The 12,875-nt window shown below is 29.5% G+C and carries 11 protein-coding genes; 10 read left to right on the forward strand and 1 reads right to left on the reverse strand.

What is annotated here, in order from left to right:
* Window positions 1-210: 210 nt before the first annotated feature.
* The 10 genes from ade to FYJ27_RS11150 all read left to right on the forward strand — a co-directional run bounded on the left by ade (window position 211) and on the right by FYJ27_RS11150 (window position 11,931).
* Window positions 211-1,929 carry an adenine deaminase gene (ade, locus tag FYJ27_RS11105; RefSeq protein ID WP_326831083.1) on the forward strand — a complete coding sequence of 573 codons (1,719 nt, stop codon included), beginning with the start codon at window positions 211-213 and terminating at the stop codon, window positions 1,927-1,929.
* Between the two features lie 154 nt (window positions 1,930-2,083).
* Window positions 2,084-4,114, forward strand: a complete 2,031-nt coding sequence (locus FYJ27_RS11110) for a transporter substrate-binding domain-containing protein (RefSeq protein WP_154484900.1) — start codon at window positions 2,084-2,086, stop codon at window positions 4,112-4,114.
* A gap of 12 nt (window positions 4,115-4,126) precedes the next feature.
* Entirely contained in the window at window positions 4,127-5,470 is a 1,344-nt protein-coding gene (locus FYJ27_RS11115; protein ID WP_154484901.1) for a sigma-54-dependent transcriptional regulator, read from the forward strand.
* A 142-nt stretch (window positions 5,471-5,612) separates the two neighbouring features.
* Complete coding sequence (locus FYJ27_RS11120; protein ID WP_154484902.1) at window positions 5,613-7,043, forward strand: Na+/H+ antiporter NhaC family protein; 1,431 nt, start codon at window positions 5,613-5,615, stop codon at window positions 7,041-7,043.
* 32 nt (window positions 7,044-7,075) lie between these two features.
* Window positions 7,076-7,387, forward strand: a complete 312-nt coding sequence (gene ortA / locus FYJ27_RS11125; protein ID WP_154484903.1) for a 2-amino-4-oxopentanoate thiolase subunit OrtA — start codon at window positions 7,076-7,078, stop codon at window positions 7,385-7,387.
* Window positions 7,387-8,790 (forward strand): 2-amino-4-oxopentanoate thiolase subunit OrtB, encoded by a 1,404-nt coding sequence (gene ortB, locus FYJ27_RS11130; protein WP_229775553.1) that lies wholly within the window; start codon window positions 7,387-7,389, stop codon window positions 8,788-8,790. The genes ortA and ortB overlap by 1 nt, the downstream gene beginning before the upstream one ends.
* 234 nt (window positions 8,791-9,024) lie before the next feature.
* Window positions 9,025-10,167 carry an aminotransferase class V-fold PLP-dependent enzyme gene (locus tag FYJ27_RS11135; RefSeq protein WP_326831084.1) on the forward strand — a complete coding sequence of 381 codons (1,143 nt, stop codon included), beginning with the start codon at window positions 9,025-9,027 and terminating at the stop codon, window positions 10,165-10,167.
* Between the two features lie 20 nt (window positions 10,168-10,187).
* Entirely contained in the window at window positions 10,188-10,706 is a 519-nt protein-coding gene (locus FYJ27_RS11140; protein ID WP_154484904.1) for a DUF4446 family protein, read from the forward strand.
* A gap of 12 nt (window positions 10,707-10,718) precedes the next feature.
* On the forward strand, window positions 10,719-11,603 hold the full coding sequence (locus FYJ27_RS11145) for a diacylglycerol/lipid kinase family protein (RefSeq protein WP_154484905.1): 885 nt from the start codon (window positions 10,719-10,721) through the stop codon (window positions 11,601-11,603).
* Between the two features lie 49 nt (window positions 11,604-11,652).
* Entirely contained in the window at window positions 11,653-11,931 is a 279-nt protein-coding gene (locus tag FYJ27_RS11150; RefSeq protein ID WP_154484906.1) for a YkuS family protein, read from the forward strand.
* Window positions 11,932-12,013: 82 nt separating this feature from the next.
* Here the strand turns inward: FYJ27_RS11150 and yyaC are convergent, their stop codons facing one another.
* Window positions 12,014-12,610 (reverse strand): spore protease YyaC, encoded by a 597-nt coding sequence (gene yyaC, locus FYJ27_RS11155; RefSeq protein WP_154484907.1) that lies wholly within the window; start codon window positions 12,608-12,610, stop codon window positions 12,014-12,016.
* Window positions 12,611-12,875 lie beyond the last annotated feature (265 nt).

Here is a 12,875-nt window from a genome sequence, read left to right on the forward strand (position 1 = left end):
AAAAGGGTACTCAATTGAGTACCCTTTTAGTTTTTTAAATTATAAATATCAAATATTTATAAAAACTTCATTACAGAGAGAGATTTCTTTCAAAAATTCAGGTAGAATATATAGAGAAAGATTTTAGTAAAATTTTATTATAATAAATACAAAAAAATCATATAGATATGGTTTAAAATTAGAAATAGAAGTTTAGAGGAGGCATATAAAGTGAAAAGGACTGAGCTTAAAAATTTAATATCTATAGCTGCAGGTAATAAAAAAGCAGATTTAGTACTTAAAAACTGTTCTATTATAAATGTATTAACTAGTGAGATAGTAGAAGGTGATATAGCAATATATAATGGTAAGATTGCAGGAATAGGAGATTATACAGGAGAAAAAGAAATTGATGTAGAGGGGAAATTTATTGCTCCAGGATTTATTGATGGACATGTTCATATTGAATCTTCTATGGCAAGTCCAAGTCAATTTGCTAAGGCTATAGTACCTAGAGGTACAACTACTATTATAGCTGACCCTCATGAAATAGCTAATGTAAGTGGTACTGATGGAATTAAATACATATTAGATGATAGTGAAAATATACCACTAGATGTATACATAATGCTTCCAAGCTGTGTACCAGCTACTCCTTTTGAAAATTCTGGAGCTAATCTTAAAGCCGAAGACTTAAGAGAGCTTATAGACCATGAAAGAGTATTAGGATTGGGAGAATTAATGAATTATCCAGGAGTTATAAATGGAGATGAAGAGGTATTAGATAAAATACTTCTAGCAAAAGGTAAGAAAATCGATGGACATGGTCCATTAATAAATGCTGGTCAATTAAATGCTTATATAGCATCAGGAATATCTACAGAACATGAATGTTCTACAGTGGAAGAGATGAAAAATAGATTGAGATTGGGAATGTATATTTTAATAAGGGAAGGTTCGGCAGCAAAAAATTTAAAAGAATTAATTAAGGGAGTAAATAAAGAAAATTTAAATAGATGTTTATTTTGTACTGATGATAAACATCCTGATGATATATTGAGTGATGGTCATATAAATTACAATATTAAACTAGCTATGAAAGAAGGAATGGATCCAATAGATGCTATAAAAATGGCTACTATAAATGGGGCAGAGTGTTATGGATTGAAGGACAGAGGAGCCATTGCCCCGGGATATATAGCAGATTTAGTGGTTATTGATAATTTAGAAGATTTTAATATTTTAAAAGTTTTTAAGGGAGGAAAAATGGTAGGAGAAGATTATAATCCCCTATTTGAAGTAAGTTCAACAGACACATTAAAGGTTGAAAATTCTGTGAATATTAAAAAACTTACATTAAAAGATTTAGACATAGAACTTAAATCAAATAGCGCAAATGTTATTAAGCTTTTTTCACACAGTTTGTTTACTGAAAAAGTAGAAAGAGAAGTAGAAGTAAAAGATGGTAAATTTACATTTGGTCAAGAAGATATTTTAAAAGTAGCAGTAGTAGAAAGACATAATGGAACAGGAAATATTGGTCTTGGATTAGTAGAAAATTTTGGCTTAAAGGGAGGAGCTATTGCCTCAACTATTGCTCATGATTCTCATAATATAATAGCTATTGGAGATAGTGATGAGGATATATTGAAAGCTATAGAAGAAATTGAAAAAATAGGAGGAGGAATAACTATTGTTTCAAATAAAAAAGTTTTGAAAAGTTTGCCACTTCCTATAGCGGGACTTATGTCAGAAGATAGCTTAGAAAAAATTAATGATAAATTTAAAGAAATGCTTTCTATAGCTTATAAAGAGTTAGGTGTAAATAGTGAAATAGATCCTTTTATGACTCTTTCTTTTATTGCATTACCAGTAATACCAGAACTAAAAATTACTGATATGGGATTGTTTGATGTAAGTAAATTTAAATTTGTAGATATTTCAAATTAAAGTTAGACAAAGAGGAAAACCTCTTTGTCTAATGAATTTTTATTTTTTCTTCAAAATATAAAAAAATATATAGACTAAGATTTTAAATTTTAAATTTAAAATGATATAATTGAAAAAAGTATTTAATTATTTTATTACAGAAAGGTTAATAATAATGAAAAAATCTAATAAATTAATATTATTTTTAATTTTAGCAATGGTTTTTATATCTATACTATGTAATGAAATTGTAAAAAGTCAGTATGATATAAATTTAATTCAGTTTTTTTATAAATCTACTGATCTTTCTAAGACTGAAAAGAAGTGGTTAGAAGAAAATCCTGATATAGTATATTGTGCAGATCAGAATTCTCCACCTTTAAGATATGTAGATACTGAAACCAAACAATTCAAAGGTATTTCAATAGATATAATTCGTGCGTTATCTATTGAATTAGGAGTTGAAATTAAGATAAAGCCTTTACCTTTTAGTGATTCAATAGAAAGTCTTGAAAAAGGAGATACGGATATATGCGATTTATTCCCTAATAATGAACGAAGCGAAAAATTTTTGTTTTCAGATCCAGTTTATAATTTAAGAGGAGTAGTACTTGTGCCTAATCAAGGAAATAGCATAGAGAGTTTTAAGGATATTGGTGGGAAAAGGATTGCAACACCAAAGAAAGATTATTCAATAGAATTTTTAAGTAGAAGATTTAAAGGTATAGATTTTAATTTTACAAAGGATATTGAAGAAGCAATAAAATTATTAGAAGAAAGAAAAGTTGATGCTGTAGTTGGAGATGAGGCTGTTATAGGATATTTTCTTGAGACTTTAAAACTTAGAGATGAAATGCACATACTGGATCCTTATTTATATGAGGAAGAAGTAATACTTGCGGTACCTAAAGATAGAGAAACTCTTGTAAAAATTTTAAATAAAGCAATATTAGGAATAAAAAAGAAAAAGATAATGGAAAAAATACAACAAAAATGGTTTGGTATTTCTGCACCCATTGCTTTTGAAAAAATGTCGAGCAAGATACTTTTATACTCTACTTTTGGGATAATAGTTCTATTTTTAATATCTTTTATTTTTTACATTTGGAATAAAAAACTTAAGGATGAAGTAGAAAAAAGGACTAAAGAGCTTATTATAAGTAGGAATGATCTCCAGACTACTTTTGATGGTATAACTTATTTTATGATGATTTTTGATGAAAATTTAAATATTTTAAATTTAAACAATGCTTTTGCCAAATATATAGGTAAAAGTAAAGAAGAAATAATTAATTTAGGAAGTGGTTTTTTAAAAGAAAGCTTATTTGATGGGGATTGTATTGGATGTATAATAAAGAAAACCTTTCAAGATGGAAATGAAAGAAAAATTGAAATCAAAAATCAAGATGATAAAATTTATGAACTCAATACCTTTCCTTTAAGAGATGATAAGGGAGAGATATTGAAAGTTTTAGTTTCTATAAAGGATATAACAGAAAATAAGATAAATGAAAGCAATCTTTTGCAAACAAGCAAAATGGTGGCAGTAGGCCAATTGGCTGCAGGAGTAGCTCATGAAATAAGGAATCCTTTAGGGCTTATTAAAAATTATACCTATATTTTAAAAAAGGAAATAAATAAACTTCAAATAGAAAATGGTAGAATTCATAAATCAATATATAATATTGAAAATTCTGTTCAAGGAGCAAGTCAAATAATATCAAACCTTTTAAACTTTTCTAGAATATCAAATAGGGAAAATAAAGAGGTGGATATCAATGAGTTTGCAAAAAATATTATACAATTAGAAAAAAAGACATTGGAAAGACAAGGAATATCCTTGATAGTAGATATAGAAGAAAAAACTTATTGTAATATTAATGAAGAGGCTTTAAAGCATATACTAATTAATTTAATATCAAATTCAATTGATGCTATGCCTAATGGAGGAAATTTAAAAATAAAAGGATATAAGGAAGGAATAAAATTATATATTTCAATTGAAGATACAGGCATAGGAATATCAGATAAGGATTTATCTAATATATATAATCCTTTTTATACTACAAAATTGCCTAATAAAGGTACTGGGTTAGGCCTTTATATAGTATATAATGAAATTCAAAAACTTGGTGGGAACATTTCAGTGAAAAGTAAGTTGAGAGAAGGAACTAAGTTTAGCATAATATTGCCAGACCAATTATAGGGGGAATAGAAAATGAATTCTCAATTTAAAATATTAGTAGTTGATGATGAAATAGAGTACCAAGAAGTTTATAAAATGATATTAGAAGATGAAGGATATATTGTTGATACTGTTTCTTCAGGAGAAAAAGCATTAGAAAAATTAGATAGGGAATATTTTAATTTAGTATTAGCAGATTTGATAATGGAGGGAATGAATGGAATTGATCTACTCAGGGAGATTAAGAAAAAGGATGGAGAAATAGAAGTTATTATAGTTACAGGTTATGGCTCCATTGAAAGTGCAGTAGAGGCTATTAAACAAGGCGCTTTTAGTTATTTTATAAAAGATCATGATCCTGAAGAGTTGATTTTAGAAATAAAAAAGGTAAGAGATATATTTAAACTAAAATTTGAAAACAAAACCTTAAAGGAAGAAAATAAAGAAAAGAGTTATCTAATTGAAACTAATAGCTTAAAGTTTAAAGAAGTTTTAGAAGTTGCAGCAAAGGCAGCTAAAAGTGATTCTAGTATATTTATAACAGGAGAATCAGGAGTTGGAAAGGAGATAATGGCAAGATATATTCATCATTTAAGTTTAAGGGAAGGAAAATTTGTACCAGTTAATTGTCAGGCATTATCAGAAAATCTATTGGAATCTGAGTTATTTGGTCATGAAAAAGGTTCATTTACAGGAGCTATTGAGAAAAGAATAGGGAGATTTGAAGAGGCTAATGGAGGCACTTTGTTTTTAGACGAAATAGGAGAAATGCCAATAAGTATACAAATAAAGCTTTTAAGAGCTCTTGATACAAAAATCATTGAAAGAATTGGCAGTAATAGACCTATCGAAGTAGATTTAAGATTTATAACCGCTACCAATAAAGATATGCAAGAGGCTATTAAAAAAGGAGATTTTAGGCAAGATTTATACTTTAGAATAAACACTATTCCCATAAGAATTCCGCCATTAAGAGAGAGACGAGAAGATCTTCCTATGTTTATTGATTTTTTTCTTAATAAATATGAAAAGGAAACAAAAAAAAGAATTTTAAAAGTAGAAGATGAAGTAATGAATTTTCTTTTAAGTTATGATTATCCAGGAAACATAAGGGAGTTAAGAAATATAATCGAAAGATTGATTGTGCTTTCTGATGACGGAGTAATTAGGAAAAAATATCTACCAGAGTACCAAAAGAATTCTTGTTATAGATCTTTAACTTTAAAAGAGTATAGAGAATTAGTAGAAAGGGATTATATAGAAAAAACTTTGTTAAAATTTGACTTAGATAAAGATTTAGCATCTGATTTTCTTGGTATAAGTAAAAGACAATTATATAATAAAATTTCAGAATATGATATAAATCTAGTAAAATGAAAAAAACCTCACAATGCTGTGAAGTTTTTTTCATTTTACTTCCAGTCGGGCAAGCGTTTGCCGAGATTCATGGGATTTAATTGTTGGCATTAAAGTTGCAGTAATTATTTATATATAAATCTGAAACAAGGAGGAGAGAGATTTGGATAGTACTAAACAGAAAAGAAAATTGGAGTTTTACGGAGGAGGCTGGGTTTCATTTTTACCATTTTTATTTTTTATAGCTATAGCAATCTATATAAGTGTTCTAAAAGCTCCTGACATAAAAGGTATGTGGGTGGGAGCTGTTACAGGTATTATAGTAACATTTTTCTTTGCAAAAGATAAGATGAGATATTCAGAAGTAATCATTGAAGGAATGTCTGATGAGCTAGCTATAACTCCAGTAGCTTGTTGGATTTTTGCAGGATTATTTGCAACAATTCTTAAATCCACAGGTTTAGTAGAAGGTATAACGTGGGCAGCTTATCATATTGGAGCTAAAGGTAGACTTTATACTATTATTACATTTTTTGCTTGTGCATTATTTGCTACAGCTTCTGGAACGGGTTTTGGAACTATAATTGCAGGGGTTTCAGTTCTTTATCCAGCAGGAGTTTTTTTAGGGGCCAATCCTGTAGTGCTTGTTGGAGCTATTATAGGTGGGGGAGCTTTTGGAGATAATTTAGCACCAGTATCAGATACAACTATTTGTTCTGCTACAAGTCAAGGAGCAGATGTTGGAGGGGTAGTACGTTCAAGGCTGAGATATGCAATTGCAGCTTCTATAATTACATTAGTATTTATGATTATATTTGGGGGAAGTGGTGCAGGGGCAAGTGAAGCAATTCCTTATGAAGAACTTTCTAAATATATGAATCCAAAAGGATTGATAATGCTTATTCCAGCTATAATTACTATTTATGCAGCTATTAAAAAAGGTGATCTTATATATGCAACTACATTAGGAACTGTTCTTTCTACAGTAGTTGCTCTTGCTGCAAATCTTGTAACTGTAGATCAATTGATAGGAATTGAAGATGGAAGTGTTACAGGAATTATTGTTGAGGGAATAGGTGGAATGGTTGATATTTGTATATTAGCACTACTTATATTTGCTTGTGTCAATATTATGAAAGAAGGTGGAGGAGATAAAAAGCTATTAGAAGTTGCTGAAAAATTTGTAAAAACTGCACGAGGAGCAGAAGCTTCAATTGCTGCGCTAGTTATAGTTATGGCAAGTATAATGGGGTTAAATGCACCACCAATACTAGCTGTTGGTACTTCTTATGCAAAACCTATAGGAGAAAAATTTAAAATTCATCCTTATAGAAGAGCAAATATATTAGATGGTACAGCAAATACACTAGTATATTCTGTACCTTGGTCTACAGCATTACTCCTTGCCCAGTCTCTCACAAAAGATGTTAGTATACAGTATGGTTCAGCTATTCCTATAGTAACAGCAGACCAGATGTGGCCTTATGTTGTATATTGTTGGGCTATGTTAGCTGTTATGATATTTGCTATTATTACAGGTTGGGGTAGGACATATATGGATGCTGAAGGAAATGAAGTTAAATCTTTATCTTAATAAATATTATAAAAAATAAGGAGATGAGTTAATTGAATTATGATGCTAAAAAAGGAAGTTGGGTTCAAGTTCATCAAATTATATTAAAACCTGAAGAAAGAACAGCAAAGATTCCAGAAGAAACTAAAAAGGTACCTTTAGAGTTGTGGGTTAAAGGTTATTTAAATGAAGATGGAGATATTGGTGATGTAGTTGAAATAACTACTTTAACAAAGAGAAAAGTAAAGGGAGAATTAGTAGAAATAAATCCAATATATGATTATGGTTTTGGTGAAGAATTTGTACCTGAATTAGTACAAATAGGTGAAATGGTTAAATCAATAGTTAGAGGAGATGATAAGTAATGGATTTAGATATGTCTTATAAAGGTGTAATGTCTAGACAAGATGAGATTATAAAAAAATCAACTAGAATTGAGTATTCTGACTATGAAATAAATAAACTTACTTTTGATTATGAGAAAATGATGAAAGATACGGGAATTAACTTACAGGATATAATAAGAATTCAAAGGGAGACAGGAGTAGGGAATACTCCTTTAATAGAACTAAAAAATTTAACTAGATTAGTAAGGAAAATATCTCCAAGTGGTAAAGGAGCTAGAATATTTGTAAAAGATGAACAGTGTAATCCATCAGGAAGTTTTAAAGATAGACGTGCTTCTATATCTGTTTACATGGCTGAAAAATTAGGATATAAAGGTGTAGCAGCTGCAACAAGTGGAAATTATGGTGCTGCCGTTGCAAGCCAAGCTGCTATGAGAAATCTAGATTGTATTATTGTACAAGAATGCTACGATTCAAAGAAAGTTGGACAACCAGAGATTTTAGAAAAACAAAGAAAATGTGAATGCTTAGGTTCAGAAGTTATTCAACTTTCAGTAGGGCCAGAGTTATTTTATAGTTTTTTAAGGGTTTTAGAAGAAACTGGGTTTTTCAATGCATCATTATATTCACCTTATGGAATAGCAGGAGTAGAATCTTTAGGGTATGAAATAGCTATGCAGTGTAGGAAACAAGCAGGCAAAGATCCTGATGTAGTTATAGCAACTAATGCTGGTGGAGGCAATTTGACAGGTACTGCAAGAGGTCTTATAAAAGCTGGTGCAGTGGATACTAAAATTTGTGGTGCAAGTGTAGATTTATCTGGTCTCCATATGGCTTCTGATATTGATTTTAATAGAAAGTCTTTTACTACTGGACATACAGGTTTTTCAATGCCTTTTACTACTTGGCCAGATAGGGCTGATGTTCCTAGATCTGCAGCAAGAGCTTTAAGATATATGGATGAATATTTATTGGTAAAACAAGGAGAAGTATTTTTTATAACAGAAACCCTTGCTCAACTGGAAGGAATGGAAAGGGGTCCTGCTGGAAATACATCATTAGCAGCTGCTTTTGCATTAGCTAGAGAACTAGATAAAGATCAAGTAATAGTTGTTCAGGAAACAGAATATACAGGTGCAGGCAAACATCCATTAGCTCAATTATCTTTTGCAAGGCAAAATGGAATAGAAATTAAGTTTGGAAATCCTGATGAAGAAATACCAGGAAAGAATATTATTTTTCCTAAGCATCCATCTTTAATAAATAGTAGATATTATGAAATGGATAAACTAAGAAGATCATATATAAAAAATGCTCTTAAAGTAGTAAATATTAATGAATTAGAAGATATAGATATAGAATTTTTAGCAGAAGAAACCAATACAAATGTGGATTATGTTAAAAAGATACTGTATAACTAGCATAATGTTTAAAAAATAAATTATAAAAAACAAGCTATAGGTTTATTATTTAAATTGTAAATAGTTTAGTGTAAATATAAATTTTCCACTCCAAAATTTATTTATATATTTACAATTTAAAAGGTAAATAATAGCTTGTTTTTTATTTATTGTTTATTACTATATAATTTTAATTATTTATGAGACATATAATATGGTATAATTATGATGCTAGTTTACTCTGGAGGTGATATCGTGATTTATTTTGATAATGCGGCTACTTCTTTTCCTAAACCAGAAGTAGTTTATGAAAGTACTTTAGAGGCTATGAAGGAATATGGAGCTAATCCAGGAAGAGCTGGACATAAGTTAGCTTTAAGAGCTGGAAGGGGTATTTATGAGGCAAGAGATGTTTTATCAAGGCTGTTTAATATAAAAAATCCAATGAATTTAATATTTACTTATAATTGTACAGATAGTTTAAACTTAGGTATAAAAGGACTTTTAAAAAAAGGAGATCATGTAATCACTACTTCTATGGAGCATAACTCTGTTTTAAGACCATTAAAACATTTAGAGAAATATGGAATAGAAACTACTATTATAAATGGGGATTCAAAAGGAAGAATTAACCCACTGGACATTGAGAAAAGTATAAAAGAGAACACTAAAATGATTATAATGACCCATATATCTAATTTGACAGGAACAATTATGCCGATAAAAGAAGTTGGAGAAATAGCTAAAAAAAAGGATATTATCTATATGGTGGATGGTGCTCAGTCAGCAGGAGTTTATGACATAGATGTTGAGGATATGAATATTGATCTACTGGCTTTTCCTGGTCATAAGGGACTTCTTGGACCTCAAGGAACGGGAGGACTTTATATAAGGGATGGGATTTTTCTTAAAGAGCTAAAAGAAGGAGGAACAGGAAGTAGTTCTGATTCATTATATCAACCAGATATAATGCCAGACAAATATGAGAGTGGTACTCCAAACGCTCCAGGAATTATAGGTTTAGGAAATGGTGTTAATTATATATTAGAAAAAGGTATGAATAACATTAGAGAACATGAAGAAAATTTAACTGAATATTTTATTGAAGAGTTATTAAAAATTGACGGAGTAAAAATATATGGACCATTAGATATAAAAGAACAAGCTCCAGTAGTATCTATTAATATAAGGGATGAAGATTCATCAGAAATAAGTTATATTTTAGACGAGGAATATAATATTGCGGTTAGATCTGGGCTTCATTGCGCACCATTAGCTCATAAAACTATTGGAACCTTTAAGCAAGGAGTAATAAGGTTTAGTTTTGGAGTATTTAATACATATGAGGAAATAGAATTAGGGATAGAAGCTATCAAAGAAATTTCTAAAGAAGTTTAAATTAGGAAGGAGAAAAACTTATGGCTCAACTAAGGGAGATTATAATAAATTACAATATAGAAGTAACTATAATACTTATGTTTGCATTTATTCTTGTTTTAATACTTTATATTATTTCTGAGTTTAGAATAAACCATATTACTGATAAATATAATGCCTTAGTTAAAGGGGTTGAGGCAGTAAATTTAGAAGAGTTAATATCTAAAACTCTTAATGAAGTAGAAAAGGTTAAAGAGGACTACAATACTATGGAAGAAAAATGTGATGAAATAGATAGAAGACTTAAATTTGCAATTCAAAAAGTTGGATTTATAAGGTATAATGCATTTGCTGATATGGGAAGTGAATTAAGTTTTTCTATAGCCCTTCTTGATGGTAATTTAGACGGGATAGTTATAACTAGTATATTTGGAAGGGATTATTCTACAACCTATGCTAAAGCTGTAGTTAATGGGGAATCAAAGCATTCTCTCTCAGTCGAAGAAATGCAAGCTATAGATAGAGCTATTAAAGCTGAAAAATATGCAGGAATTGTTTAAATAGGAGGAACCATGGGAGATATACTTTTTATTGTAAATCCAATAGCTGGTGGCGGGAAAAGTGAAGAGTTTGTTCCTTTAATCAAGGAATCAATGGAACAATCAAAAAGAAAGTATAAGATAATTATGACTAGAGAACCTAAAGAAGCCATCAGCTTAGCTAGTTATGCTTCCATGAAAGGCTACGAAACTATAGTAGCTGTAGGAGGAGATGGAACTATAAATGAAGTTGCTTCCGGTATATTGTCAAGTGGTATTGGAACATTAGGAATTATTCCAGGAGGAACAGGCAACGACTTAGCTAGAACTTTGAATATCCCAAATGATCCTAAAAAAGCTATCGAAACTATTCTAAAAGGGAATAAGAAGAAAATAGATGTAGGTTTTGCAAATGATAATATGTTTTTAAATATTGCAAGCATTGGACTGGATTCAGAAATAGTTAAAAATACGGAGAAAATTAAAAGTAAAATTAGAGGAAGATTTGCCTATATGCTTGGACTTTTTAATACTTTATTTAAATATAGAAACAAGAAAATCCAAGTTCAACTTGACAATATAATTATAGATGAAGAGATTATGCTTTTTGCAGTTGGCAATGGAAAGTATTATGGTGGTGGAATGAAAATTTGTCCTATGGCAATAATTGAAGATGGATATTTTCATGTATGTGTTGTTAAAAAAGCTCCAAAAATAAAACTATTATTATTTTTTCCTTTAATATTTAAAGGAATTCATACTAAATTTAAAAAGAATGTAGATATATATAAAGCTAGAGAGATAAAAGTCAAAACCAATGAGAAGACTTATTTGAATATCGATGGAGAAATATTTGAAGTAGACGGAGAAGCTGTATTTACTATTGGTAATAGAGGAATCGATGTAGTCTGTGAATAAAAAACTTTCTAAGAAGCATAATAAAACTAAAACTTCTAGGAGGCTTTTTATGACTAAGAAAATAGCTGTTCAAGATGGACTAAATGATATAAAGAAGGAATTGAAGAAAATTGGATATACAATAGTAGATATGGACAGTCATGAAGCTGAAGCTATAGTATATCTGAAGACAGATGAAACAATACCTTATATAAGTAGTTCAGTTAATATGAATACAAAATTTGATTTTGAAAGACAAAGTGGAGCTATTTTAATAAACGCAGAAGGAAGAACTATAGAAGATATAGATAAGATAATAAAAAATAGGATATACACTCCATTATTTTGAATAGAGTACATTACTGGATTTAATTATATAATATAGGCTATCCTAAAATTAGCTAATTTTAGGATAGCCTATATTATATTTATTAGGATATATCTTTTCCCTCTTCTGATTTTATGATTTTTAATAAGGATATATGTATACTTTTAGAGATAATTTCTGCCATTTTCATAACTAGACTGAGGCGAGTATTTTGTAAAACTACATATTCCATAACTCCCCCTACATTTACTATACCTGTAATACTTATATTACCTATTTTAGGTAATATTTTATTTACCCCAAGTCCTGGACTTAAAGGTCCATCCTTAATGTTTAAATAACCTATTCTATCAACTCTTCCGAGAGAAGCATCTATAGCAATGACAAAAGGGTTTGAGAAGTTTTTATATATGTAATCAATTTTTTCTTTAAGGTTTTTTGCATGTACAGGTTCTTCTAATGTTCCTAAAACATATGTGTCTTTATATAATGAGATAATAGGTTCTAATTTATATCCCACTAAAGGACCTAAAGCATCACCTGTAGATCTGTCGGAACCTATACAGAGTATAACTAGTTCTTTATATTGATTTACATATTTGTCTAATAGTTGTTCATAAACCAAATCCGCAAAGCTAGATATGGCATAAGGGGATTTTGAATCTACTGTTTTTTTCTTAACACTAGAATGTAGGTTCATATAAAACCTCCTAAAGATAATTCTTCATAATATTTATATTGTGAAAGTTTTCATATTAGAAGTATTACCTAAAAATATCTTATAAATACTCTAAAAACATAGACTCTATAGATTAAATGAAAAACTTTTAAAAAGATGTGTCAAGCACTTTTAAAAATGTCCCATAAATATTAAATTATTAGCACCAATTTTCGTAAGGATTGGTGCTATATTTTTCGATTTAACTTAGTCAATTAAAATCTTGATTGCAGGAACCCATATGTAC

The organism is Anaerosalibacter bizertensis (genome assembly GCF_009696605.1).
GTDB lineage: Bacteria > Bacillota > Clostridia > Tissierellales > Sporanaerobacteraceae > Anaerosalibacter > Anaerosalibacter bizertensis.

What these genes read in the sequence shown, in the direction of transcription:
- FYJ27_RS11110 (WP_154484900.1), top strand. Translation starts at nt 2,084, where the DNA reads ATGAAAAAATCTAATAAATTAATATTATTTTTAATTTTAGCAATGGTT.
- FYJ27_RS11115 (WP_154484901.1), top strand. Translation starts at nt 4,127, where the DNA reads ATGAATTCTCAATTTAAAATATTAGTAGTTGATGATGAAATAGAGTAC.
- ortB (WP_229775553.1), top strand. Translation starts at nt 7,387, where the DNA reads ATGGATTTAGATATGTCTTATAAAGGTGTAATGTCTAGACAAGATGAG.
- FYJ27_RS11140 (WP_154484904.1), top strand. Translation starts at nt 10,188, where the DNA reads ATGGCTCAACTAAGGGAGATTATAATAAATTACAATATAGAAGTAACT.
- FYJ27_RS11145 (WP_154484905.1), top strand. Translation starts at nt 10,719, where the DNA reads ATGGGAGATATACTTTTTATTGTAAATCCAATAGCTGGTGGCGGGAAA.
- FYJ27_RS11150 (WP_154484906.1), top strand. Translation starts at nt 11,653, where the DNA reads ATGACTAAGAAAATAGCTGTTCAAGATGGACTAAATGATATAAAGAAG.
- yyaC (WP_154484907.1), bottom strand. Translation starts at nt 12,610, where the DNA reads ATGAACCTACATTCTAGTGTTAAGAAAAAAACAGTAGATTCAAAATCC.